Annotated in this window: 22 protein-coding genes; 10 read left to right on the top strand and 12 right to left on the bottom strand. The window is 73.5% G+C overall.

The genetic code is table 11. The features are described 5' to 3' along the window. Positions 1–131 precede the first annotated feature (131 nt). A complete protein-coding gene (locus ACWF9Z_RS20865; protein WP_453604077.1) occupies positions 132–1,046 on the bottom strand; it encodes a sirohydrochlorin chelatase in 915 nt (304 codons plus the stop codon). A 174-nt stretch (positions 1,047–1,220) separates the two neighbouring features. Next, complete coding sequence (locus tag ACWF9Z_RS20860; protein WP_453604075.1) at positions 1,221–2,636, bottom strand: MFS transporter; 1,416 nt, start codon at positions 2,634–2,636, stop codon at positions 1,221–1,223. A gap of 140 nt (positions 2,637–2,776) precedes the next feature. On the opposite strand from ACWF9Z_RS20860, the gene ACWF9Z_RS20855 reads away from it, so the two are divergent. Then, positions 2,777–3,598, top strand: a complete 822-nt coding sequence (locus ACWF9Z_RS20855) for a helix-turn-helix transcriptional regulator (protein WP_356656307.1) — start codon at positions 2,777–2,779, stop codon at positions 3,596–3,598. Here ACWF9Z_RS20855 and ACWF9Z_RS20850 read toward each other — a convergent pair. Both ACWF9Z_RS20850 and ACWF9Z_RS20845 read right to left on the bottom strand, forming a co-directional pair. After that, a complete protein-coding gene (locus tag ACWF9Z_RS20850; RefSeq protein WP_453604074.1) occupies positions 3,580–4,275 on the bottom strand; it encodes a uracil-DNA glycosylase in 696 nt (231 codons plus the stop codon). The two genes, ACWF9Z_RS20855 and ACWF9Z_RS20850, sit on opposite strands and share 19 nt — an antisense overlap. Before the next feature lie 136 nt (positions 4,276–4,411). Then, on the bottom strand, positions 4,412–5,797 hold the full coding sequence (locus ACWF9Z_RS20845; RefSeq protein WP_453604072.1) for a Fic family protein: 1,386 nt from the start codon (positions 5,795–5,797) through the stop codon (positions 4,412–4,414). A gap of 160 nt (positions 5,798–5,957) precedes the next feature. Here ACWF9Z_RS20845 and ACWF9Z_RS20840 point away from each other — a divergent pair, with 160 nt between their 5' ends. Then, the gene (locus ACWF9Z_RS20840; protein WP_453604071.1) at positions 5,958–7,598 is read left to right on the top strand and encodes a YfbK domain-containing protein; all 1,641 of its coding nucleotides are present in this window, start codon (positions 5,958–5,960) and stop codon (positions 7,596–7,598) included. Between the two features lie 79 nt (positions 7,599–7,677). On the opposite strand, the gene ACWF9Z_RS20835 is transcribed toward ACWF9Z_RS20840, so the two are convergent. Beyond that, a complete protein-coding gene (locus ACWF9Z_RS20835) occupies positions 7,678–8,766 on the bottom strand; it encodes a WD40/YVTN/BNR-like repeat-containing protein (protein WP_453604069.1) in 1,089 nt (362 codons plus the stop codon). A gap of 212 nt (positions 8,767–8,978) precedes the next feature. Here ACWF9Z_RS20835 and ACWF9Z_RS20830 point away from each other — a divergent pair, with 212 nt between their 5' ends. Then, the gene (locus ACWF9Z_RS20830; RefSeq protein ID WP_453604068.1) at positions 8,979–10,097 is read left to right on the top strand and encodes an NADH:flavin oxidoreductase/NADH oxidase; all 1,119 of its coding nucleotides are present in this window, start codon (positions 8,979–8,981) and stop codon (positions 10,095–10,097) included. Positions 10,098–10,201: 104 nt separating this feature from the next. Continuing rightward, positions 10,202–10,555: an ArsR/SmtB family transcription factor gene (locus ACWF9Z_RS20825; protein ID WP_453604067.1), complete on the top strand. Its 354-nt coding sequence runs from the start codon at positions 10,202–10,204 to the stop codon at positions 10,553–10,555. 63 nt (positions 10,556–10,618) lie between these two features. Here ACWF9Z_RS20825 and ACWF9Z_RS20820 read toward each other — a convergent pair whose 3' ends face one another. From ACWF9Z_RS20820 to ACWF9Z_RS20800, 5 genes are all read right to left on the bottom strand, one after another. After that, positions 10,619–11,980, bottom strand: a complete 1,362-nt coding sequence (locus ACWF9Z_RS20820) for an FAD-dependent oxidoreductase (RefSeq protein ID WP_453604066.1) — start codon at positions 11,978–11,980, stop codon at positions 10,619–10,621. A gap of 202 nt (positions 11,981–12,182) precedes the next feature. Further along, a complete protein-coding gene (locus tag ACWF9Z_RS20815) occupies positions 12,183–12,812 on the bottom strand; it encodes a TetR/AcrR family transcriptional regulator (protein WP_453604064.1) in 630 nt (209 codons plus the stop codon). A 37-nt stretch (positions 12,813–12,849) separates the two neighbouring features. Beyond that, positions 12,850–13,572, bottom strand: coding sequence for a phosphatase PAP2 family protein (locus tag ACWF9Z_RS20810; RefSeq protein WP_453604062.1), 723 nt, complete (start codon positions 13,570–13,572; stop codon positions 12,850–12,852). A 119-nt stretch (positions 13,573–13,691) separates the two neighbouring features. Next, on the bottom strand, positions 13,692–14,630 hold the full coding sequence (locus ACWF9Z_RS20805) for a M56 family metallopeptidase (protein WP_453604061.1): 939 nt from the start codon (positions 14,628–14,630) through the stop codon (positions 13,692–13,694). 87 nt (positions 14,631–14,717) lie between these two features. Beyond that, a complete protein-coding gene (locus ACWF9Z_RS20800) occupies positions 14,718–15,272 on the bottom strand; it encodes a DUF5134 domain-containing protein (RefSeq protein ID WP_453604059.1) in 555 nt (184 codons plus the stop codon). 182 nt (positions 15,273–15,454) lie between these two features. On the opposite strand from ACWF9Z_RS20800, the gene ACWF9Z_RS20795 reads away from it, so the two are divergent. After that, positions 15,455–15,994, top strand: coding sequence for a GNAT family N-acetyltransferase (locus ACWF9Z_RS20795; protein ID WP_453604123.1), 540 nt, complete (start codon positions 15,455–15,457; stop codon positions 15,992–15,994). Positions 15,995–16,118: 124 nt separating this feature from the next. On the opposite strand, the gene ACWF9Z_RS20790 is transcribed toward ACWF9Z_RS20795, so the two are convergent. Together ACWF9Z_RS20790 and ACWF9Z_RS20785 are read right to left on the bottom strand one after the other, a co-directional pair. Further along, complete coding sequence (locus ACWF9Z_RS20790; RefSeq protein ID WP_453604058.1) at positions 16,119–16,811, bottom strand: glycerophosphodiester phosphodiesterase; 693 nt, start codon at positions 16,809–16,811, stop codon at positions 16,119–16,121. A gap of 189 nt (positions 16,812–17,000) precedes the next feature. Then, positions 17,001–17,639: a PadR family transcriptional regulator gene (locus ACWF9Z_RS20785; protein ID WP_453604056.1), complete on the bottom strand. Its 639-nt coding sequence runs from the start codon at positions 17,637–17,639 to the stop codon at positions 17,001–17,003. 49 nt (positions 17,640–17,688) lie between these two features. On the opposite strand from ACWF9Z_RS20785, the gene ACWF9Z_RS20780 reads away from it, so the two are divergent. The 5 genes from ACWF9Z_RS20780 to ACWF9Z_RS20760 all read left to right on the top strand — a co-directional run bounded on the left by ACWF9Z_RS20780 (position 17,689) and on the right by ACWF9Z_RS20760 (position 23,201). Next, positions 17,689–18,825 carry an LLM class flavin-dependent oxidoreductase gene (locus tag ACWF9Z_RS20780; RefSeq protein WP_453604055.1) on the top strand — a complete coding sequence of 379 codons (1,137 nt, stop codon included), beginning with the start codon at positions 17,689–17,691 and terminating at the stop codon, positions 18,823–18,825. An 11-nt stretch (positions 18,826–18,836) separates the two neighbouring features. After that, complete coding sequence (locus ACWF9Z_RS20775) at positions 18,837–19,841, top strand: alpha/beta hydrolase fold domain-containing protein (protein ID WP_453604053.1); 1,005 nt, start codon at positions 18,837–18,839, stop codon at positions 19,839–19,841. 80 nt (positions 19,842–19,921) lie between these two features. Further along, positions 19,922–21,334, top strand: a complete 1,413-nt coding sequence (locus ACWF9Z_RS20770) for a DUF6421 family protein (protein WP_453604051.1) — start codon at positions 19,922–19,924, stop codon at positions 21,332–21,334. Positions 21,335–21,360: 26 nt separating this feature from the next. Further along, positions 21,361–22,122 carry an SDR family NAD(P)-dependent oxidoreductase gene (locus tag ACWF9Z_RS20765; RefSeq protein ID WP_453604049.1) on the top strand — a complete coding sequence of 254 codons (762 nt, stop codon included), beginning with the start codon at positions 21,361–21,363 and terminating at the stop codon, positions 22,120–22,122. Next, entirely contained in the window at positions 22,101–23,201 is a 1,101-nt protein-coding gene (locus ACWF9Z_RS20760; protein ID WP_453604047.1) for a threonine aldolase family protein, read from the top strand. The genes ACWF9Z_RS20765 and ACWF9Z_RS20760 overlap by 22 nt, the downstream gene beginning before the upstream one ends. Positions 23,202–23,414 lie beyond the last annotated feature (213 nt).

Raw genomic sequence — 23,414 nt, 5'->3', positions numbered from 1 at the left:
CGGCCCCCCCCCCCCGGGCCGCGGGCGGGGCGGCGCCCCCCCCCCCCCCCCCCCCAGCTGTCCGCCGCCACCCGCCCCCGCTCCGAATCACGGGGCGCGGGCTCTCGTCCGTACGGCATGAGCGGGAGGGGTCAGTGGGCGGCGGCGCCCAGGGTGATGCCGAGGGCCGCGGAGTACTGCGCGACGGCGAGCTTGCCGAGCGCGGGGTACGCCCCGAGCACCTCGGCGGCGCTGCACCCGGCCTCCTTGCAGGCGGTGTCGAGCAGCCCCTCGGCGGCCTCCGGGCCGATCAGGTACGGGGCCAGCGCCAGCTGGGCCGAGCCCTCGCGGCGGAGCTGGTCGGCGGTCGCGGCCACCGAGCCCTCCTCGTCCAGCGCGGCGGCCATGACCGGCACCGCGAGGCGGGCGGCCAGCAGCATGCCGGTGATCCCGGCGGCCTTCACGGCCTCCTCGCCGCCGGTGGTGGCGAGGATGATGCCGTCGGCGGCCGTGGTCACGCTGAAGAGCCTGGCCCGGTCGGCGCGGGCGAGCCCGGCCTCGGACAGCCGGACGTGCAGCCCCTCGGCGAGCAGCGGGTGCGGGCCGAGCGCGTCGGCCAGCTCGGCGGCGGCCGAGGAGTCCATCAGGGCCTGGCGCACGCGGCGCAGCAGGTCCCCGTCGGGGCCGGCCAGCAGGGGCACGACCACGGCGTCGGGGCCGGTCGGCGCGGGCGTCTCGTGTCCGGCGGCGCGGGCGAACTCCGCGCGCGCGGCGCGGTCCTGCGCGACGGCGGTCAGCACGCCCGACAGGGACGGGAACTCGGTGGCGTCGTCGCCGTCGAGGAATCCGACGCGCGCGTCCAGGCCGGGCAGCTCGGAGCGGCCGATGCTGAGGATTTCCTCCGCGAGCCCCCGCGAGGCGGCCGAAGGGGCACCGGGCACGGCGAGCACCAGCGCGGGTGCGCCCTCGGGCGCCACCGCGGGCTCGGGCCGGCGGTGCCGTCCGGTCTGGCGGGGTCGCGGCATTCGTACGGGCAGGCCATTTGCGGGCCCAGTGGGGGAGCTCATGGCGCCGCATGCTACTGGTTTATCGGATCCGGGTGTTCGGGCAGGGCCTCAACGGGCGGCATCTGTCCGTATTTATCCACGGAATGTCATACACGGTTCAACTGATCGGTCGGGCCTGCCCGGTCGCGCGCCCTCGGCCCCCCGCCCGCCGTGCCCGGTCCCCGCCCGCCGTCCTCAGCCCCTCGAGCGGCCCCTCAGGCCGAAACCGACCAGGACCGCGGCCGAGACCACGATCGCCGCGTCGATCGCCAGCACCGTGCGCACCCCGTCGAAGAGCGAGGCCCCCGTGGTGGCCAGGACGCCGAGCAGCGGGATCCCGATGGTGAGGCCGACCTGCTGGGTGGTGGTCACCAGGCCCGTCGCCAGGCCCTGCTCCTCGTCGGGCACGCCGCTCGTCACGGTCAGTCCGTACGAGATGATCGCACCGAGGTGGAACATGCTGGCCAGTGATACGGCGACGGTCGCGACCAGCGCGCCCGACCCGGAGCCCACGGCGAGCAGCGCGCCGGTCAACGCGCCCTGGCCGAAGAGCGATCCGACCAGGGTGCGGCGGGCGCCGAACCGGCCGATCACCTTGGGGGCGTACGAGCCGGCGAGGACCGACGCGGCACCCTGGACGCCGAAGACCAGGCCGGTCCGGAAGGACGACAGGTGCAGCGTCTCCTGGAGGTAGAGGGTCAGCACGAAGACGACCGTCGACATCGTCGCGAAGGTCACCAGTCCGCCGATGTTGCCCCAGGCCACCGTGCGCCGCCCGAGCATCGGCAGGGAGACCAGGGGCGCCGGGGACTTCGACTCCGCCACCACGAACGCGATGAACAGGGCCAGTCCCGCGGCCAGCGTGATCCGGACGTCCGCGCCGCCGAAGCCGCGCTGGGCCGCCGTGGACAGCGAGTAGATCAGGGCGAGCAGGCCGCCGGTGACGGTGACGGCGCCCGGTACGTCCAAGCGCGGCCGCTCGGGGGTGCGCGACTCGGGCAGCAGGCCGGGGGCCAGGACGAGCACGACCGCCGCGGCGAGCGCGAGGAGTCCCATCGTGGAACGCCAGCCCAGGGTGTCGGTCAGCACGCCGCCGAGGACCATGCCGATGGTGAAGCCGAGGGACAGCAGCGTGCCGGAGATACCGAGCGCCTTGTCGCGCAGCGGTCCTTCGGGGAACGTCGTCGTCAGCAGGGACATGCCGGTCGGCACGATGACCGCCGCGCCGAGGCCCTGCAGGGCGCGTCCCGCCAGGAAGGACGCGGGGTCCCAGGCGAGGGTGGCCAGCAGCGAGGCGGAGCCGAAGAGCGCGAGGCCGGCCAGGAACATCTTCTTGCGCCCGTACAGGTCGGCGACCCGGCCGAAGAGGAGCAGGAAGCCGCCGGAGGGCAGCGCGAAGGCGGTGACCGCCCACTGGAGCGCGGACCGGCTCAGGCCCAGGTCCTCGCCGAGCACCGGCAGGGCCACGTTCAGTACGGAGAAGTCGAGCGCCACCATGAACTGGGCGGCGCAGAGCACGAAGAGGACCAGTCTGGCCCGGCCGGTGAGCCGGTCGTCCCCGGTGGCCGCCGGACGGGATCCGGTGACCGCGGTCTGTGTGTCGATCGTCATGGTCATCACCCTCGGTGCGCGGGAACGACCGTGGGGAGTGGGAACTTATCCTGTTGGTGGCACCACCAGGCAGCCGACAGGGGGAGTCCGTGGCCACACCGATCGACCGGCACCGCCGTTCCGAACTGCGGGAGTTCCTGATGAGCAGGCGGGCCCGGGTGACTCCGGCGGAGGCCGGGCTGCCGGACGGCGGGGCGCGCCGCCGTACCCCGGGCCTGCGCCGGGAAGAGGTCGCCGTGCTCGCCGGGGTCGGGGCCTCCTGGTACCAATGGCTGGAGCAGGGCCGCGACATCACGGTGTCGCCGCAGGTCCTCGACGCGGTGGGCCGGGTCCTGAGGCTGAGCAGCGCCGAGCGCAGGCACCTGTACGTGCTGGCGGGCCTCAACCCGCCCGCCCTCGACGTCGCGCCCGGGGACCGGGACATGTGCCAGGGCCTGACGCGGCTGATCGACGGCTGGATGCCGTTCCCCGCGCACATCATGGACGCCTACTGGAACACGGTGGTGTACAACGACGCGTCCGCGGTGGTGCTCGGCATGCGCCCGGAGATCGTGCAGAACTGTCTGATCGCCTTCTTCACCGACCCGGTCTACCGGGGCCGTTCCACGCGCTGGGAGGAGATCGCCGCCGATCTGGTCGCCCAGTACCGGGCGCAGTGCTCGGAACGGCCCGAGGACGAGGGGTTCCAGGCGGTGGTCGAGGAAGCCCGGGAACGCAGCCCGGAGTTCGCCGAGCTGTGGGACCGCCGGGACGTGCGGCCCGCCGGCCAGATCAAGAAGGAGATCGAGCACCCGCTCGTGGGCACGCTGTTCATGGAGGCGACGCAACTGCGCGTCCCCGCCCGCCCCGATCTGCTGATCGTGATGCACAACCCGCTGCCGGACACGGGTACGGCGGAGAAGCTGGCCTGGCTGACGTCGCCGGAAGGGCGGCGGGGCTCCCTCTACCCGGTCGCGGGCTGAGAGGGCAGCCGCCAGTCCACCGGCTGCGCTCCCTGGCGGACCAGCAGGTCGTTCGCCCTGCTGAACGGCCTGGAGCCGAAGAACCCGTTGTCGGCGGACATGGGGGAGGGGTGCACCGACTCCACCGCCGGCAACTCGCCGAGCAGGGGCCGCAGATTGCGGGCCTCGCGTCCCCACAGCACCGACACCAGCGGCTTCCCGCGCGCCGCGAGCGCGCGGATGGCCTGCTCGGTGACGGCCTCCCAGCCCTTGCCGCGATGGGCGTTGGGCTTGCGCGGGGCGGTGGTGAGCGAGCGGTTGAGCAGCAGGACGCCCTGCCGGGTCCACGGGGTCAGGTCCCCGTTGGCCGGGCGCCCCGTACCGAGGTCGGCGTGCAGTTCGCGGAAGATGTTGTCGAGGCTCGGCGGCCAGGGGCTGACCTCGGGCGCGACCGAGAAGGACAGGCCCATCGCGTGCCCCGGTGTGGGGTAGGGGTCCTGCCCGACGATCAGCACCTTCACCTCGTCGAAGGGCTGCTGGAACGCGCGCAGGACGTTCGTCCCGGCCGGGACGTACGTTCTCCCCGACGCGATCTCGGCGCGCAGGAAGTCGCCCATCGCGGCGATCTGCGCCGCCACCGGCTCCAGAGCGCGGGCCCAGCCCGGCTCGACGATCTCGTTCAACGGTCGTGCTGCCACGGCGATCACTCTACTGGCCCAGTCGGCCGTCCACGGCCGCCTCCCGCAAGTCGTCACGGCCGCGGGGCACGGTCCGTGTGACGGGGCGTCCATGTGACGGGGCGCCGGAGTCGGCGGCGTTCGCCCCTTGAGGAGCTCACCTCGACGGAGAGCCGGTGGAGTCGGCGGTGCGGCGCCGGGTCTCCGCACGATGGACGTTGATGTAGTTGGCGAGGGCCAGCGGGTCCTGGGGGGCGTGGGCCTCGAAGGTGATGCGGCGCAGGAGGCTGACTCCCTCGAGTGCGACGCCCTCGCGGGCGAGGACGAAGACGAGGGCGAGGAACGCGGACCGGGCGTTGCCGTCGTCGAAGGGGTGGAAGAAGCAGATGTCGAGGTAGGCGCGGGCGGCGCGGGCGGCCAGGCCGAGAGGCCGGCCGGTGCCCGATGCGCTCTCGGCCAGGCACGTGTCGAAACGGGCCGGCGTGTCCGGTCCGATGCCGTAGCGCTCCCGGCCTCCCTTGGCGAAGGCGGGCGAGTCGCGGAACCGTGGCGGCCGCGGGGTGCCCAGGACGCGCTGCTGCCAGCTGCTGAGCAGGGCGAAATCGAGCCGCGCTCCGCGCACCGCGTCGGCTCGGAGCAGTTCCAGCGCGCTGAGCAGGCCTTCGGCGCGGGCAGGGTCGATGGCGCCGTCGAAGGCCCGGATGTCCTCCGCCGCGCCGTCGCGGAGGGGCACCACCGGTCCGTCCGTACCGGTGTCCGGGATCTCGTGCCACGGCACCGATTCGCGTACCGCGAGCCATTGCCGCAGGTGGTCTCGAGCCGGCGCGTCCGCGCGGGTACAGCCGTCGGCCGGCTGCAGCGAGAGCGCGAGCCGCTCCGCGACGTCGTCGACCACCACCGTGTCAGGACCGGTCCAGCTGTGGAACCGTCCACCGATCGCCTCGTCGACCAGGCCCCTGGCCACGTCGGGTGCGACGGCCCAGCGATGGAGGAACCAGGTGAGCACCTGGCGGCAGTGGGTGTGCCAACCGCTGCCGCACCCGGTGCGGTCGACGACCTGCAGGATCAGGTTCCTCGCCGCGCGCTCCCACAGGATCCGCTGGTCCTCGATGCCGGCCAGGTCCAGGGGGTACGCCTCGAACCAGCCGGCGAGGGACTCCAGCCACGCGCGCCACTCACGCAGGGCGGCCTCGACGCGGTTCAGTGTCTCTTCCGGCGTCGTGATCGAGTCCCGCGGACAGCACCAGTTTCCTACCGGTCCGCCATCGAAATCCCCCTCGTCGTGCGACCAGCGCCACCCGACGGTCCACCCGCCGTAGTGCTGGACGAGGGCGTACGACATGGCGTCGGCCCAGGACTCGGCCTCGCCACGACTCCAGGTGTTCATCGCGGAGTCCCCGAAAGGGACGTCCGGGCGGATGGGCACGCACCGGGCCGGGCCGAGCGAGCGCACTGTCCGCGCTACTGACGCGGCGTCGAAGACATGCCGGGCGGGGTCCACGTCGTCCCAGCCGAGGAAGCGAGGAGCCAGGTCAGCGATCACCGCGCAAGCCTGCCACGCCCACCCGTCGCCCCCCACTGGTTTTCCGGGAGGACCGCGGTCCGCCGTTGTCGCTTCGATACGCGTTCGCAACACGTTCGCATGCTCCAACTTCCCCTCCCGGACGTCACATTCACCACCGACGACGCTTCGAGGGAGACGCATGAATGTCCAAGAGGGCCGCGCCGCGCGCGGGAACCGGATCCTGCCCGGTGGACGCCCGGCGCGCAGGAGGACGTACGGCCGGCTGATCGCCGCACTCGCCGCCGGCGGCGTGCTGCTGACCGGCTGCGGGAGCGGGGGCGGGGGCGGCGGAGAGAAGGCCGCCGACCGGAGGGCGAAGGGTGCCGAGTCCTGGCCGCGGCCCGCCGCCTCCTTCTCCGCGGGGGACGGCACGGAGGGGGACGGCGCGGAGGGGGAGAGCGACGGGCGGAGAGCCTCCGCACCGCCCCCCGACTACCTCTCGACCTTCGCGCTCGACGTGGACACCGCCAGCTACGGGTACGCCCAGCGCACCCTCGCCGACGGCCACCTGCCCGATCCCGCCACCGTGCGCCCCGAGGAGTTCGTCAACAGCTTCCGGCAGGACTACCGGGAGCCCGACGGGGACGGCTTCTCGGTCACCGTCGACGGGGCCCGCACCACCGACGCGGACTGGGCGCTGGTCCGGGTCGGTCTCGCCACCCGCACCGCGGACGGCTCGGACGGCTCGGACGGCGCGGCGGGAGGCGAGGGCCGGCGGCCGCCCGCGGCGCTCACCTTCGTCGTGGACGTCTCCGGGTCCATGGCCGAGCCCGGCCGCCTCGACCTCGTCCGCACCTCCATGAACCTGATGACCGACCAGTTGCGCGAGGACGACTCGGTCGCCGTCGTCACCTTCAGCGGCACGGCCCGGACCCGGCTGCCGATGACGCGCGTCGAAGGCCACCGCGAGCAGATCCACGAGGTCGTCGACGCTCTGCGCACCGCCGATTCCACCAATGTGGAGGCGGGCGTCACCCGCGGGTACGACGTCGCGGTCAAGGCGCTCCGCCCGGACGCGACCAACCGCGTGGTCCTGCTCTCCGACGCCCTCGCCAACACCGGCGCCACCTCCGCCGACGCCGTCCTGAAGCGGATCGCCGAAGCCCGGACCGAGCACGGGATCACCCTGTTCGGCGTGGGCGTGGGCAGCGAGTACAACGACGCCTTCATGGAACAGCTCGCCGACCGGGGCGACGGACACACCGCGTACGTCTCCGACGCGGAGGGCGCCCGCAAGGTGTTCTGCGACGACCTCCCGGCGCAGGTGCGGCTGAGGGCCCGCGATGCCAAGGCGCAGGTCTCCTTCGAGCCCCGGAACGTCGAGCGGTTCCGGCTGATCGGCTACGACGACCGCCGTGTCGCCGACGACGCGTTCCGGGACGACACCGTGGACGGCGGTGAGGTCGGGTCGGGCCACACCGTGACCGCCCTGTACGCGGTACGGCTGCGTCCCGGTGCCGCCGGGCACCTGGCGACGGCGACGGTGCGCTGGCTGGACCCGCGCACCCGGGCGCCGCACGAGGAGTCCGGCCGGATGGAAGCGGCGGCGCTGTGGGGCGACGTGTGGACCCAGGCGCCCCCGCGCTTCCAGGTCACCGCGGTGGCGGCCTACTTCGCCTCCGCGCTGCGCGAACGGGACGGGGGCTGGGAACGGGTGCCGGGCGCGGTGCCGTTCGGCGGCCTCGCCGGGCACGCGGACCGGCTGGCGGGACGTACCGAGGACCCCGCCGTGCGCCGGCTGGCGCAGGCCGTGCGCCAAGCCGGCCGCCTCACCGGCTGATGCCGGGTCGCCCCGGACGCCGACACGATCCCGCGCGGACGGCGGCCGCGTGCCGTGCGCGGCGGTACCTCCCGGCGGCCTAGGCGAGGACGGCGGCCCGTACGCACAGGACGTCGGGGAGGTGCTCGGCCAGCAGCTGCCAGCTGTCCCCGTCGTCCTGGCCGGCGTACAGCTCGCCGTTGCGGTTCCCGAAGTAGATTCCGGCCGGGTCCGCGTCGTCGGTGCAGAGCGCGTCCCGCAGCACCGTCCCGTAGTGGTCCCCGGTCGGCAGGCCCGTCGACAGCGGCTCCCAGCTCGCGCCCGCGTCCCGGGTCCGGAAGACGCGGCAGCGGTGCTCCGCCGGCACCCGGTCGGAGTCCGCGTTGAGCGGGAAGACGTAGGCGGTGTCCGGCCGGTGGGGGTGGGCGGCCACCGCGAAGCCGAAGTCCGAGGGCAGTCCGGCGCCGATGTCGGTCCAGCGGGCTCCGGCGTCGTCGCTGCGGTAGACGCCCCAGTGGTTCTGCAGGTACAGCCGGTCCGTGTTCGCCGGATCCTGGGCGATCTTGTGCACGCCCTGGCCGAATTCGGGATGCGGGTCCGGCAGGAACACGGCCGAGACCCCGCTGTTGGACGGGTTCCAGCTCGCCCCGCCGTCCCTGGTCCGGAACACCCCGGCGGTGGAGACCGCCACCGTGACCAGGTCCGGGTCGCGCGGGTCGGTGATCACCGTGTGCAGGCCCTCGCCGCCGCCGCCCGGGACCCACTTGTCCCGGGTCGGGTGCTCCCACAGCGGGCGGACCAGTTCGAAGGACTCGCCACGGTCGGCCGACCGGAACAGCGCGGCCGGCTCGGTGCCCGCGTAGACCACGCCGGGGGCCTCGGGGCCGGCCGGGTGGAGCTGCCAGACCCGTTCCAGGGAGGCTCCGGTGTCCTGGGGGAACTTCACGGCCGCCGCGGCGGGCTCCTGCCAGGTCGCGCCCAGGTCGTCGGAGGTGAAGACGGACGGACCCCAGTGCGAGCTGTCCCCGCCGACCAGGAGCCGGGGCGTGGGTCCGCGCCGGTCGATGGCGACCGCGGAGACCGCCTGGGCGTTGAAATGGGGGCCGGCGAACTCCCACGTACCGCCCGAGTCCCGGCGGCCGATGAACAGTCCCTTACGGGTCCCCGCGAGCAGTAGCACGTCGGTCATGGCCGACACCTCCGGACGTCGTTGTCCCTCATGGCGGTTGTGGGGCCAGTCTGCACCCGGCCACCGACAACGTCCCCGTGGCGCCGTGACGACACGGCGGCGGCTCACTTGGTACGAGAATTCTCGTAGTACGAGGAAATCCATAGTATGGTGAAACTCGTACTAACCCCCGGACCCCCGGACCCGCGTCCGGCGACGACTGGAGAGCCTTCGTGAGCACCGCTGCCGCCACCACCGTCCCCGCCGCCTTCACGGCGCTCTTCGCCCCGTACACGCTGCGCTCGGTGACCATCCCGAACCGCGCGTGGATGGCCCCGATGTGCCAGTACAGCGCCGAGCCCGACGGTCCGGCCGCGGGCGTCGCGAGCGAGTGGCACGTCGCGCACTACGCCGCCCGCGCGGTCGGCGGCGCCGGCCTGCTCCTGCAGGAGGCCACCGCGGTCTCCCCCGAGGGCCGGATCTCCCCGTACGACCTCGGCATCTGGAACGACGCCCAGGTCGAGGCGCTCCGCCCGATCACGGCCTTCGTCAAGTCCCGGGGAGCCGTCCCCGGGATCCAGATCGGTCACGCCGGCCGCAAGGGCTCGACCGAGAGCCCCTGGAAGGGCGGCCGGGCGATCGCCCCGTCGGCACCGCACGGCTGGCTGCCCGTCGCCCCGAGTCCGCTGCCGTTCCACGAGGGCGATCCGGTGCCCCACGAGCTGACGACCGGGGAGATCCAGGAGATCACCGGCCAGTTCGCGGCGGCCGCCCGGCGCGCGCTCGCGGCCGGTTTCGAGGTCGTCGAGATCCACGGCGCCCACGGCTACCTGATCGGCCAGTTCCTCTCCCCGTACAGCAACGAGCGGACCGACGCGTACGGCGGCTCCTTCGAGAACCGCACCCGCTTCGCCCTCGAAGTCGTCGACGCCGTCCGCGCCGTGTGGCCCGAGGAGCTCCCGCTGTTCTTCCGGATCTCCGCCACCGACTGGCTCGAGGAGGCGGGCTGGACCGCCGACGAGACGGTGCGGCTGGCCGGGCTGCTCCAGGCGCGCGGAGTGGACCTGCTCGACGTCTCCTCCGGCGCCAACGCCCCGCACGCCCGCATCCCGGTCGGCCCCGGCTACCAGGTCCCCTTCGCGGCCCGGGTCAAGGCGGAGACCAGCCTCCCGGCGGCCGCCGTGGGCCTGATCACCGAACCGGAGCAGGCCGAGAAGATCCTCGCCGGCGGCGGGGCCGACGCGATCCTCCTCGGCCGCGAGCTGCTCCGCGACCCCTACTGGGTCCGCCGCGCCGCCGCGGAACTGGGCGCGGAGCTGCCCGTGCCCGACCAGTACTCCCGGGCCTGGTGAACGAGGGGGAATCCGGGCCGCGTTCTCCGGGAGTCTCGTACGCTGTGCCGGAGACGGGCCGCCGAACCGGGCGGCCGCGACCGAGCGGGGGCGAGGGAGCGAACATGACGGACACGGCCGGCACCCGGACCCTGGCCCATCCCGAGCGCGCCGAGATCCGGCTGGAAGACGTCCTGCAGGCCCTCTCCGACCCGATGCGGCTGTGCGTCGTGCGCGAACTGGCCGCCTCGGACGTGGAGCAGGCCTGCTCCTCCTTCGCGCTGCCCGTCACGAAGTCGACGACCACGCACCACTTCCGCGTCCTGCGCGAGAGCGGCGTCGTGCGCCAGTGCTACCAGGGCACGGCCAAGATGAACGAACTGCGGCGCGACGACCTGGAGGCGCTCTTCCCCGGGCTCCTCGACGGCATCCTCGCGGCCGCGGCGGCCGAGGAGTCCCGCCTCCGGGCCGGGGGATAGGCCGGGGGCCGGGTCCCGGCCACGGCCGGGCCAGGCCCTGGCCAGGGCCCGGGCGGCAGCGGCTCAGCCGGTCCGGTCCGCCGCGGCCAGCAGGCCCGCCCAGTCCGGGATCTTGACGGAGCGCCGGCCCAGCGACCGGCCCAGCTCCGCCTCCGCCGTCTCGATGGCCAGCCACCCCGGCCATTCCACCGGACGCAGCCCCGCCGCCCGCAGCGCCTCCAGGGGATCCTGCTCCCGCGCGCGCCGGGCCAGCGCCCCCGCGTCCTGGAGCAGGGACGACACCGTCTCCTTCGCGCACGGCCGGTTGGTGCCGATCACCCCGGTCGGGCCGCGCTTGATCCATCCGGCCACGTACTCGCCGACCGAGGCGCGGCCGGCCCGGACCACCCGGCCCCCCGCGTGCGGGACCGTGCCCCTGCGCTCGTCGAAGGGCAGGCCGGGCAGCGGGACGCCCTGGTAGCCCACCGAACGCAGCACCAGCTGCGCCGGGACGTCCTCGTAGACGCCTGTGCCCGTGACCCCGCCCCGGCCGTCGGGGGCCGTCCGCTCGAACCGCATCCCGGTGACCCGGCCGCCCTCGCCGAGCACCTCCACCGGGCGCAGGAAGAACCGCAGCGCGATCCGCCGCGCCGCGCCGTCCGTCCCGCCGCCCGCCGGGCCGCCCGCCCAGCCGCGCAGCACCTCCACGTTGCGGCGGTTCACCGCGGGCAGCGCGCCCGGGTCCGCGTACGCGGGGTCGACGGCCAGTTCCGCCGGGTCCGTCAGCACGTCCACCCCCGGGAGCGTGCCCAGTTCCCGCAGCTCCTTGGTGGTGAACTTGCCCTGCGAGGGCCCGCGCCGGGCCACCATCTGCACCTCGCGCACCGCGCTTTCGCCGAGTGCGTCCAGCGCCGGATGCGGCATGTCGGTGGGGGCCAGCTCCGGAACGCCCCGGGCCAGGATCCGGGTCACGTCCACCGCGACGTTGCCCGCCCCGACCACGATCGCCGCATCCACCCCCGGCAGGCCGAAGGCCTCGGCGGCCGCGTCCGGATGTCCGCTGTACCAGGCCACGAAGGCCGTCGCCGAGTGCACGCCCTCGAGGTCCTCCCCGGGGATGCCGAGCAGCCGGTCCCGCGCCGCTCCGACGCAGTAGACCACCGCGTGGTACAGCTCCAGCAGCCGGGCGGTGGACAGTCCGGGGCCCCCGACCTCGACGTTCCCGAGGAAGCGGATCCGCTCGTCCTCCAGCACGGTCCGCAGACTGCCCTGCAGCGACTTGATCTTCTCGTGGTCGGGGGCCACCCCGTACCGCACGAGTCCGTACGGAGCCGGCAGCCGGTCGAGCACGTCGACCCGCACACCGGGGACCTCGCGCTGCTGGACGAGCGTCTGCGCGGCGTAGACCCCGCTGGGGCCCGAACCGACGACGGCGATACGAAGCACGGTGGAGCTCCTCACGCAGGTGCTCCCAGCATGACACCGGGCCCCGTGGACCGGCAGTCCCCGTGCGCATCCGGCGGAGGGCGGGGGACCGGGAGGGGGAGGAGGAGAGGCAGAGGGGGCCAGGGGGTCCCGAGGGGGCCAGGGGGTCTGGAGGCCGGGATCCGGGATCCGGGGTCCGGGGTCCGGCGAGGTCCCGTCGGGTCTAGCGGGGCGAGGGAAACGATCCTCCGGGCGGCCCGCCCTCCGGCGGGAACCCGAGCTCCCAGTCCAGTCCGTACCGCTGGAACAGCTCCGCCCGCAGCCGCGCCGCCGGCATCGGCGCACCCGGCAGCAGCACCGCGACCACGGCGCCCATCAGCAGCGCGCGCAGCAGCGGGTAGTCGGTGTCCACCTCCGTCGAGCCGTACCGGTCCACGGTGTCCCGTAGCAGCTCGGCGAGCCGCTGCTGCTCGGCGCACTGGACGAAGCCGTCCGCCTGGAGGATGCCCGCCATGTGGGTCCGCATCAGCCGCGGCTGGTCCCGGGCCAGCCCCAGGATGGCGTCGATAGCGCGCGCGAGCCGCTCGCGGCCGTCCTCGGTGCGGGGCTCCCGCTCCAGTGACGCTTCCAGCGTGAGGTGCATCAGCCGGTGCACGGCGGACTGCAGCAACTGGCGTTTGCCCGGGAAGTAGTACGAGACCAGGCCCCGGGCCGTGCCCGCCCGATCGGCGATGTCCCCGAGCTTGGTGTCCTCGTAGCCCCGGTCGGCTACCAGCTCGACCGTGGCCTGCAACAACCGCTCCCGGGAACGTCTCCGCAATTCTTCATTGACCGATGCGCTGCGCGGGGACATGCTTGCTCCTGCGTTGACTGGCTCTGAGCCAATATACTCAGCGCGTGGGAAAGTCTGCTCTGGGCGACGCGGGGGATCGCCCAGAGCAGGCCCCATCTGTACCACCAGCCCCACCAGGCGCTGTGAGCACGGCGAGGGCCACCAGGACGACGCCCAGAAGCCAGCCCGCCAGGACGTCCGAAAGCCAGTGGACGCCGAGGTAGACCCGGGTGAAGCCGACCCCGAGGACCGTCACCGCGGCGAGCGCCGCGGCCGCCCACGCGAGCCGGCGCGGGGCTCCGCGCGGAACCAGCCACAGCAGCAGGCCGCAGACCACCGTCGCCGTCAGGGCGTGGCCGGACGGGTAGGCGGAGTAGTGCGCCGAAGCGACGGGATCCGGCCACACCGGACGCTCCCGGCCCACCAGTGCCTTGAGCCCCTGCTGGATCGCGGCGGCTCCCAGGACGACCAGCGCGATCCGCAGCGCACACCGCCCCTCGCCCCGCCTCCACAGCCACAGACAGGCCACCGCGGCCAGGGCCCGCATGGTCCAGGGGTCCCAGAACCAGTCGCTGAGCACCCGCACGACGTGGGTGAGGCCGGGGTGGGTGACGGCGTGCGCGTGCAGAGCGCGCGCCACCCGGCCGTCGCAGGCCATCAGCGGCCCCCAGCGGGCCAGCACCAGGGCCGTCAGGACGGCGGCGGCCACCGAGGCGCCGAGTGCGGCGCCGCGCAGCGCGCGGCCGGTCCGGTTCCACCGCCGCAGCTGATCACTCCGCATGCGCAGATCCTCGCACCGGACGGCGGCGTCGCGGGCCAGGCGCCACCCGGCCGGCCGGTGCCCCGCCCCGCGACCGGAGCGGTGCGGAGCGGTGCGGTCACCGCGTCAGGCCGGACGGCTCAGGCGAGCGCGCTCAGCCCGGGGCCGAAGGCCACCAGCAGCGGGATCGCCGGCGCCAGCGTCGCCAGGGCGGTCAGCCGCATCCGGCGGGCCGCCGTCAGCCGGGGAGCGGCCGACAGCAGGCGCCGCACCCGCTGCGGGACGTGTGCCTCGGGATCGGTGTTCTGGACGAAGATCCCGCGGTCCTCGTTCAGGCCGATCAGGGCCAGGGCGATCGTGAGGCGGCCGAACCGCCGCGAGGCCACGTCGTCGGCGGCCAGCTCCACCAGCCGGTGCATCTCCGTCTCGAACGCGGCGAAGACGGGGACCTGGGGGAACCCGTTGGACAGGGCCCGCGAGCAGTGCAGCAGCCAGTCGTGCCGGGCCGCCGCGTGGCTCTCCTCGTGCGCCAGCACCGCGTCCAGCTGGCTCCCCTTGAGCCGGTCCAGCGCCGCCGTCGTGACCACCAGCTGCGGGGTCGGCCCGGGCAGCCACCAGCTGTCCGGGCGCTGCCCCTCCAGTACGACGAGCCGTGCCCCGGAGGCTTCCTCGCCGGGCAGCAGCGGGGCCCGGAGCAGCAGTTCGGCGTCCTGAGCGCGCCGCCGGGCGCGGGCCCGCAGGACCTCCCGGGCCAGCATCGCGCCGGTCCACAGCCCGCCGCCCGCCAGCGCGAGGGCGGTGCCGGTGGCCCAGGCGCCGCCCGCCGCGCCGAGCGCGTAGGCGTCGACCACCCGGTGCGGTGCGGCGGCGAACAGCCGTCCGCGGACCTCCTGCCAGGCGCCGGCCGCGCTCAGCAGCATCGACAGCGCGAAGCACAGGAGCACCGAGCCCACCACGCATTGCCACGCCCACAGGGCCACGACGGGTTCGCGCTCGGTCCATTGGGCACGGCCCAGCAGGCGGGGTGCGAGCATCGCGGTCAGGGCGCCGAGCAGCAGGAGAACGGCGGGGACCATCATGGCCCCAGCCTATGAGCGCGGGACTACCTGCGGGTACGGTCCGGGTGAAGGGTGATGGAGCACACGTTCGTGCCGCGGCGCGCGGGCTCACATCATCAGCAGCATCGCCAACATCCCCATGGCCATGGTCAGTCGGCAGGCCTTGATCACCTCCGCCGGGCCGGCCGCCGGGGCCGGGTGCGCGGCGGCCCGGGCTCCCCCCACGGTGACCAGTCGGGCGCCGCCCAGCACCACGTACCCGACGTAGTAGACCAGCAGCATCCCGGTCACCAGCGGCAGCCCGGCGCCCTGGGCGTGGGCGTGCCCCTGACCGGGGGCGGCCCCGGTCCCGGCCGCCAGCGCCATGTAGACCATGGTCAGCGAGCCGATCAGGTGGTGCGCGTGGTGCAGGCCGCCGCGCAGCAGCCAGGCCGCGTGCAGGGCCGCGCCGCAGAAGACCGCGCCGAGCAGCGGCGCCTGCCAGTCGCCGCCCGTGCCCAGCGGCACCGCCATCAGGGCCATGCCGAAGCCCATCACCGCGTCCCCGGCGGCTGCCGGACCCCCGTCGGATCTGCCGGACCGCCACAGGCAGTACGCGCCGCTCACCGCGCAGAGCAGGACGAGGAGCCAGGCGGAGACGGCGGTGGAGGGGGAGAGGGGCATGGCGGGACCGTGCACGGCGGAACCTCCCGGTTCGTCGGCTTCACCGGAAGAGATGCCCCCGTCGCACGGCCCGCACGCCGCCCGGAGATAGTCTCTGTGTGCCGCGCACGGCCTCCGTGGACGGCCGTACGCGCACCCCGTACGTCGTCCCCGACGTGCCGTCCCGCAGAACGGAGCCCCCGATGCCGAGCGCCGACTCCCCGGCCTTGACCTTCCGCAGTGCCGTGGAGGCGGACGTCCCGGCGCTCGTGGAACTGGTCGAGTCGGCCTACCGCGGGGAGTCGAGCCGCGCCGGCTGGACCACCGAGGCGGACGTGCTGGACGGGCAGCGCACGGACGCGCAGGGCGTCGCCGGGATCGTCGCGCACGCCGACGGCATGCTCCTCGTGGTGGAGCGCGCGGGCGAGCTCGTCTCCTGCTGCCACCTCGAACACCGCGGGGACCACGTGTACTTCGGGATGTTCGCGGTCCGCCCCGGCCTGCAGGGCGGGGGCCTCGGCAAGGAGGTCATGGCCGAGGCGGAGCGCCGCGCCCGAGAGCAGTGGGCCGCCAAGGAGATGCGGATGACGGTGATCAGCGTGCGGGAGGAGCTCATCGCGTACTACGTGCGCCGCGGGTACGAGCGCACCGGCGAGATGAGCCCCTTCCCGTACGGGGACGAGCGCTTCGGCGTCCCGCTCCGTCCCGACCTGGCCTTCGAGCTGCTGGTCAAGACGCTGTAGCCGTGGGCCGTCCGGACGCCGGGGCCCCTCGGGGCCGCGCCGGGCGGCTGCGGGGCGGCTGCGGGGCGGATCAGGGGCGGCTGCGGGGCGGGTCAGGGGCGGCTCAGGGCGGCTGTAGAACGGCTCAGGCGGTGAAGCGGCCCGTGGAGCGGATCTCCGGGAAGTCGGTGACCACGCCGTCGAGGCCGAGGGCGCGCGCGAGGCGCAGCCGCTCCAGCGAGTTGACCGTCCAGCCGATCACCCGCAGCCCGGCTTCGTGGATCCACTCCACCGTGTCCAGGTCGAGCCGCGAGATGTCCAGGGCGAGCGTCTCGGCGCGCACGGCGAGCGCCCGGTCCACGAGGTTCCTGCGGGCCCCTTCGGGCCGGTCCGCGTAGAGCACGGTGCGCAGGCCCGGCACCCGCCGGACCATCTCGTCGAGCACCTCGTCGTGGAACGAGGCCACCTCCACGCGGCCGGTCAGATCGCGGGCCCGCAGCAGATCCGCGAGCGCGGCGGCGACGCCCACGTCCCGGACCTGGACCTGGAGCGGTGTCCGGACCGCGTCCAGGGCCTCCTCCAGGACGGGCACCCGCTGGCCGTCTCCGGCGTCCAGCTCCCGCAGTTCGGCCAGGGTCAGGTCGGTGACGGCTCCCGAGCCGTCGGTGGTCCGGTCCACCTCGGCGTCGTGCAGGACGACGAGGGCGTTGTCCTTGCTGAGTCGCAGGTCCAGGGCGATGACGTCCATGCCGCAACGTTCCGCTCGGGCGAACGACCGCAGGGTGTTCTCCGGTTCGACACCCATGACCCCGCGGTGACCGATGGTGAGGAAAGTCAAGGTTCTCTCGCTTCCGTCGACGGCGGCTGCCGCGCGGTCGCGGTGTCCCGACCGGCCGCGCGCGGTGAGGACGCATGCTAGTGCGCCGCGCGTGCGATGAGACCGCCCGTGCAGGGGCCCCGGAACCCCTTCAGGCCGCTTCCGGCCGGGCCTGTGGGGCCTGCGGAGCCCCGGGCACGGTCCGCGGTGTCACCCGGGCGTGGGCGCGTCCTCGCCGCCTTGACGTCGCTGCCCGGCGTCGGCCGCGGCCGACGGCCCGCCGAGCTCCGCCAGGTCCTCCAAGAGCGCCCGGGTCAGGTCCAGTTCGGCCAGATGCTGCCGCTCGCTCCAGCGCAGCGCCAGGGCCGGGAAGGCCCAGTCCGCCACCTCCGCCGCCTGCGCCATGGCCTCCCGTACGGCGGCCAGCTCCCGCGTGGTGCGCTCCATGTGCTCGGTCACCCTCGCGTGCAGCTGATCTGGCTCGGCCAGGTGCCCGAGCCAGATCCGCAGCAGCAGGCCGTGCTTGAGCACCGGGGGACCCGCCTCGGCGGTGTCGCCGGCCCAGTCGGCCAGTGCCGCGCGCCCGGCGGGCGTGATGCCGTAGCGGCGCTTGGCCCGCGCCTCCTCGGGCCCCGAGCGCTCGGAGGCCACGTGGCCGAGCTCCTCCAGGCGGCGCAGTTCGGCGTAGATCTGGCTGATGGCGGGCGACCAGTAGAAGAAGCGGAGGGAGGAGTCCGCCCACTTCTTCAGTTCGTATCCGGTGCGCGCGCCGGGGAAGGACAGCAGGCCGAGCACCGCCCACGCGGTGGGCGGTAGCTCTTGCTTCTTCGGCTTCTGACTACTAGTCATATTCCGAATAGAAGTAAGTCCGGGTACGGGACGCAACCCTGGAGGCATCGTGAAATTCTCCGTGATCTTCGAAGCTCAGCTCGCCGACCCGACCGTGGAACGGGAACACCAGGTCATCCACGACTGCGTCGAGCAGGCGGTACTCGCCGAGCGGATGGGGTTCGACCGGATCTGGGCCGTGGAGCACCACTCGCTGAAGTGGTATGCGCACATGAGCGCCCCAGAGATCTTCCTGAGTTTCGTCGCGGCCAGGACCCACACCATACGCATCGGCCACGGGGTCGTTTGTATGCCCTTCGCCTTCAACCATCCGGTCCGGGTCGCCGAGCGGGCCGCGATGCTCGACCTGCTCTCCGGCGGGCGCGTCGACCTCGGCGCCGGGCGCGGTGGGACCGAACAGGAGACCTCGCTGTGCGGGGTGGACCGGGAGCGCACCACGGCGGAGGTGGAGGAGGCGCTGCGGATCATCGGGAAGGCCTGGCAGGAGGAGGAGCTGGAGTACCACGGGGAGCTCATGGACATCGATCCGCACCCGATCCTGCCGAGGCCGAGCCAGACGCCGCACCCGCCGCTGTTCCTGGCGTGCAGCCGGGGCGAGACCCTGGTGCAGGCCGCCGAGCTGGGGGTGGGCGCGCTGGTGATGGGCTTCGCGGGGCCCGAGTCCATCGCGCGGATGCGCGCGGTCTACGACGCCGCGATCGCCGCCCGCGACGGCGGCCGCTTCGTGTCCACCGCGGTCAACGACCACTTCTCCGTGCTCTGCCCCACCATCGTGCTCGACGATCCGCAGGAGGCCCGCCGGATCGGCATCCGCGGGCAGCGGTTCTTCGCGCAGTCCATCGGCCACTGGTACGGCGGCGCGGGCATCCCGGACGAGGCGGTGGTCGCGGGAGCCGACGAGGAGGCGCGCATGCGCGAGGCGGCGGAGCAGGTGGTGGCCCGGCTGCACGAGCTGGACATCCCGGTGCGGCCCACGTCCACGGCCACGTTCAACGCCGACCACGCCTACGGGAGCGCGGACGAGGCGATCGCCTACGTCGAACGGCTCAAGGAGGCGGGGGCCGACGAGATCATGTGCCTCATCCAGATGGGGACCGTGCCGCAGGAGGCCTGTCTGGAGACCCTGCGCCAGTGGGGCGAGAAGGTCATCCCGCACTTCGCGGACGAGCGCGGCCGGAACGCGTAGGGGCGGCCGCCGTGACCGGTGCGAACGTAGGGCCGCGGCTCGATCCCGCCGCCCGGCCCTACGCCGAGGCGCTGGCCGCCTCCTTCCCCGACCTCGGCGGTGCCGTCACCACCGCCGACGAGGCCCGCCGGATCCTGGCCGCCGCGCCGCGTTCCGCCGGGCCCGCGCCGGTGGTCGGCGCCGTGGAGGACCGTGACGTCCCCGGACCCGAGGGGGCGCCACCGGTCCCCGTACGCATCTACTACCCGGACCCCCCGCTCCGGCCGGGGCCCCGGCCTACCGTGGTGTTCTGCCACGGCGGCGGCTGGGTGCTGTGCGACCTCGACACCCACGACGCCACCGTCCGGGCGCTCTGCCGGATCTCCGGAGCCGTCTTCGTCTCCGTCGGCTACCGGCGGGCTCCCGAGGCGCGCTTCCCCGCCGCCGTCCACGACGCGTACGCGGTCCTGCGCTGGGCCGGTGAGCACGTGGAGGAGCTGGGCGGGGATCCCGCGGCCCTGGTGGTGGCCGGGGACAGCGCGGGCGGGAACCTCGCGGCCGCCTCGCTGCTGCTGGCCCGCGAGCGCGGGGGGCCGGCCGTCGCGCTCCAGGTGCTGATCTATCCCTGCCTGGACGCCGCGCAGGACACGGAGTCCTACCGGACCGACGCGCGGGGCTGCTTCCTGACCGCGGCGCACATGCGCTGGTTCTGGGAGCAGTACCTGGGACCCGACGGGGACGGCGGCGACCCGCTGGCCTCCCCGCTCGCCGCCGACCCGCGCGGGCTCCCGCCGGCGCACGTGCTGCTCGCCGGGTGCGATCCGCTGCGGGACGAGGGGGAGGCGTACCACCGCCGGCTGATCGGAGCGGGGGTCCCTTCGGTCCTCGACGTCCGTCCGGGGATGTTCCACGGGTTCCTCGCACTGGCCGCCGTACTGCCACAGGCCCGGCAGGCCATGGAGCGACTGGGCGGAGCCATCGATTCCATGGGTAAGGACGGGAAGACTTCCGGTGAAACTGGGGGTGACGCAGGATAATTTCCCGCATCTGCTCTTGAGCGGGAGAGCCTCGCGTGTAACCCTGTCTTGACGTGAGGTTCTCCTGTGGAGGAAGTGACATGACGGAAACTCTTGTGCCGGGTATCGGCGGGGCCGTGATAACCGCCGGTGCGCGGGTGGTAGACCACCCTGCGTGGCCCGAGCTCAAGGCCGCCGTGGAGGAGATCCGGCCCTGGCAGTCGGCCGACGGCTCCATCGACTTCGAGGCCGAGGGGGCGCCCGACCGCGCCACCGTCGCGGTCACGGTCGAGCGCGTGGTCTCGGCCGTGGAGGCGCTGTCGCCGCTGCTGCCGCACGGCGGCGCGTACCACCGAGCCCTCATCGCGGACCTGCGCAAGTGGGCCGAGGACGGCTTCGGCGTGCCGGACTTCCTCGACTCCCTGCTGGCCTTCCACCCGGCGGCCGACCGCGCCGACGGCCTCCAGCACCTCGTCGTCTTCCCGATGTACACCCAGAACGGCAACCCGGACCGCAACTTCGAAGCCGTCGTGCTGAAGATGGTGTGGCCCGAGTGGCTCTCCGAGCTGGAGCGCACCCGGTACGACAACCCGCTCTTCCTCGGCATCACCTTCGAGGACTTCACCCCGGGCTACGACACCCACTCCGCGGTGCTCTTCCCGGAGACCATCGCGGTCCGCGAGGCTCCCGAGCGCTTCACCTGGGGCGGGATCTTCTGCGACCGCGAGGCCGCCCGCTACCGCAAGGTCACCGCGGCCGCCGTGGAGACGCTCGGCATCGAGCTCCCCGAGGACATCGCCGCCATGATCGAGGACCAGGGCCGCTGCGAGAAGGCCTTCGTCCTGTGGGACATGGTCCACGACCGCACCCACAGCCACGGCGACCTGCCGTTCGACCCCTTCATGATCAAGCAGCGCCAGCCGTTCTGGATGTACGGCCTCGAAGAGCTGCGCTGCGACCTCACCGCCTTCAAGGAGGCCGTGAAGCTGGAGTCCGAGGGCAACGAGCACGGCCGTGACGTCCAGTACGCCGTCCTCTTCGACCGGATGTTCCGCTTCCCCGTCTCCGGGGACCGCAACCGCAACTACGACGGCCTCGGCGGCCAGCTCCTCTTCGCGTACCTCCACAAGCACGACGTCGTGCGCTGGACGGACAACAAGCTGAAGATCGACTGGATGCGCGCCCCGCAGGTCACCAACCAGCTGTGCGCCGACATCGAGGAGCTCTACCGGGCGGGCATCGACCGCCCCAAGCTCGTCCACTGGTTCAAGGCCTACGACCTGGTCGCCGAGTACCTCGCGCCCCACCCGGGATCCCGCTGGGCCAAGGGCCCCGACGCCCTCGACCTCACCCAGCCGCCGCGCAAGCTCGTGGACGACGTGCTTCCGGACGAGTTTCCGCTCAGCATGTTCTATGAGGCCCTTGCCAAGAAGCTCAAGGGCGTGATCGCCTCCACCAAGGGCATCACCGCAGGAGACGCGGCGCAGCGCGAGACCGCGCGGGCCGCCGCGTGAGCACTGGCACACAGGAGGCAGCACAGATGATCGGCTCCGGGAATGGCAACGGGAAGCTCAGCGGCGCGGTAGTGGCGGTGGCCGGGGCAGGCGGGCCCGCGGGCCGCGCCGTCCTCGCCCGCCTCGCGGAGGCGGGCGCGGTGGTCGTCGCGTCCGACGCCGACGCCGCGCGCCTGGCGGAAGCCGTGGACGCGGCCCGCTACGCCCACGGGGGCGCCACCGTCACCGGTGACACCGTGGACCTGCTCGACCTCGCCGCGACCAAGGCCTGGGCCGAGCGCACGGAGAAGGAATTCGGCCGTCTCGACGGCATCGTCCACCTCGTCGGCGGCTGGCGCGGCAGCTCGTCCTTCACCGAGACCGACCTCGCGGACTGGGACTTCCTGGAGAAGCTCCTCATCCGCACCGTCCAGCACACCTCGCTCGCCTTCCACGACGCGCTGCTGCGCAGCGACCGCGGGCGCTACGTCCTGGTCAGCCAGTCCGGCGCGCACAAGCCGATCGCCACCAACGCGGCCTACAACGCGGGCAAGGCGGCCGCCGAGGCCTGGACGCTCGCGCTCGCCGACTCCTTCCGCAAGGCGGGGGGCGAGGACGGCCCGAACGCCGCGGCTGCGATCCTGGTCATCAAGGCACTGGTGCACGACGCGATGCGCGCCGAGCGCCCCACTGCGAAGTTCGCGGGCTTCACCGACGTCAAGGAACTGGCCGAGGCCATCGCCGGCGTCTGGGAGCGGCCCGCCATCGATGTGAACGGACAGCGTCTGTGGCTCACTCCGCAACCGTGAGGACGGCGACCGCGACCGGAGGGACCGACGCCCGTCGGCACCACGATCCGGCGGTACGGGGCTTCGCGAGCGACAACTACGCGGGCGTCCATCCGGAGATCCTGGAGGCGATCGCCCTGGCCAACGGCGGCCACCAGGTCGCCTACGGCGGGGACGAGTACACCGAGCACCTCCAGAAGGTCATCCGGAGCCACTTCGGTCCGTACTCCGAGGCCTTCCCGGTCTTCAACGGCACCGGCGCCAACGTCACCGCCCTCCAGGCGATGACCGACCGCTGGGGCGCCGTGGTGTGCGCCGAGACGGCGCACATCAACGTCGACGAGGGCGGGGCGCCCGAACGGATGGCGGGCCTCAAGCTCCTCACCGTGCCCACGCCGGACGGCAAGCTCACCCCCGAGCTCATCGACCGGCAGGCCTGGGGCTGGGAGGACGAGCACCGGGCGATGCCCCAGGTCGTCTCGATCACCCAGAACACCGAGCTCGGCACGGTCTACACGCCCGAGGAGATCCGCGCGATCTGCGAGCACGCCCACGGCAAGGGCATGAAGGTCCACCTCGACGGGGCCCGGATAGCCAACGCCGCGGCCTCCCTCGACGTGCCGATGCGCACCTTCACGAACACGGTCGGCGTGGACGTGCTGTCCTACGGCGGCACCAAGAACGGCATGATGTTCGGCGAGGCCGTGGTGGTGCTCAATCCGGACGCGGTCCGGCAGATGAAGCACATCCGCAAGATGTCGATGCAGCTGGCGTCCAAGATGCGGTTCGTGTCGGTCCAGCTGGAGGCCCTGCTCGCGAAGGACCTGTGGCTGCGCAACGCCCGGCACGCCAACGCGATGGCACAGCGCCTGGCCGACGGGGTCCGCGCGGCCGACGGGGTGGAGATCCTCTACCCGGTGCAGGCGAACGCGGTGTTCGCGCGGCTGCCGCACGAGGTGTCACGGCGGCTGCAGGAACGGTACCGCTTCTACTTCTGGGACGAGATCGCCGGCGACGTGCGCTGGATGTGCGGCTTCGACACCCAGGAAGAGGACGTGGACGGCTTCCTCCAGGCGCTCAAGGAAGAACTCGCGCGCTAATTCGATAGTCATGCGGATTAACGCATAGGTATGCTCCTGGATCATGCACGTGATCCAGGAGCAACCTGACCTTGCCGCCTATCTCGCGGCCGACGACGTGGGGGGGGGGGGGGGGGGGGGGCGGGGGGCGGGGCGCGCGCCGGGGGCCGCCCCGCGCCCCCCCCCCGCCCCGCGCCCCCCCCACACCCCGCGCGCGCGCGCGGGGGGCGCGCG

It is taken from the genome of Streptomyces sp. NPDC054961, assembly GCF_053609145.1.
The sequence above is the reverse complement of the archived record's forward strand: the minus strand, read 5'-3'. Positions and strand labels throughout refer to the sequence as shown.

Excerpts from the sequence above, each read along its gene's own strand:
- ACWF9Z_RS20865 (WP_453604077.1), bottom strand. The coding sequence starts at position 1,046 with ATGAGCTCCCCCACTGGGCCCGCAAATGGCCTGCCCGTACGAATGCCG.
- ACWF9Z_RS20860 (WP_453604075.1), bottom strand. The coding sequence starts at position 2,636 with ATGACGATCGACACACAGACCGCGGTCACCGGATCCCGTCCGGCGGCC.
- ACWF9Z_RS20855 (WP_356656307.1), top strand. The coding sequence starts at position 2,777 with ATGAGCAGGCGGGCCCGGGTGACTCCGGCGGAGGCCGGGCTGCCGGAC.
- ACWF9Z_RS20840 (WP_453604071.1), top strand. The coding sequence starts at position 5,958 with ATGAATGTCCAAGAGGGCCGCGCCGCGCGCGGGAACCGGATCCTGCCC.
- ACWF9Z_RS20835 (WP_453604069.1), bottom strand. The coding sequence starts at position 8,766 with ATGACCGACGTGCTACTGCTCGCGGGGACCCGTAAGGGACTGTTCATC.
- ACWF9Z_RS20825 (WP_453604067.1), top strand. The coding sequence starts at position 10,202 with ATGACGGACACGGCCGGCACCCGGACCCTGGCCCATCCCGAGCGCGCC.
- ACWF9Z_RS20815 (WP_453604064.1), bottom strand. The coding sequence starts at position 12,812 with ATGTCCCCGCGCAGCGCATCGGTCAATGAAGAATTGCGGAGACGTTCC.
- ACWF9Z_RS20810 (WP_453604062.1), bottom strand. The coding sequence starts at position 13,572 with ATGCGGAGTGATCAGCTGCGGCGGTGGAACCGGACCGGCCGCGCGCTG.
- ACWF9Z_RS20805 (WP_453604061.1), bottom strand. The coding sequence starts at position 14,630 with ATGATGGTCCCCGCCGTTCTCCTGCTGCTCGGCGCCCTGACCGCGATG.
- ACWF9Z_RS20800 (WP_453604059.1), bottom strand. The coding sequence starts at position 15,272 with ATGCCCCTCTCCCCCTCCACCGCCGTCTCCGCCTGGCTCCTCGTCCTG.
- ACWF9Z_RS20795 (WP_453604123.1), top strand. The coding sequence starts at position 15,455 with ATGCCGAGCGCCGACTCCCCGGCCTTGACCTTCCGCAGTGCCGTGGAG.
- ACWF9Z_RS20785 (WP_453604056.1), bottom strand. The coding sequence starts at position 17,639 with ATGACTAGTAGTCAGAAGCCGAAGAAGCAAGAGCTACCGCCCACCGCG.
- ACWF9Z_RS20770 (WP_453604051.1), top strand. The coding sequence starts at position 19,922 with ATGACGGAAACTCTTGTGCCGGGTATCGGCGGGGCCGTGATAACCGCC.
- ACWF9Z_RS20765 (WP_453604049.1), top strand. The coding sequence starts at position 21,361 with ATGATCGGCTCCGGGAATGGCAACGGGAAGCTCAGCGGCGCGGTAGTG.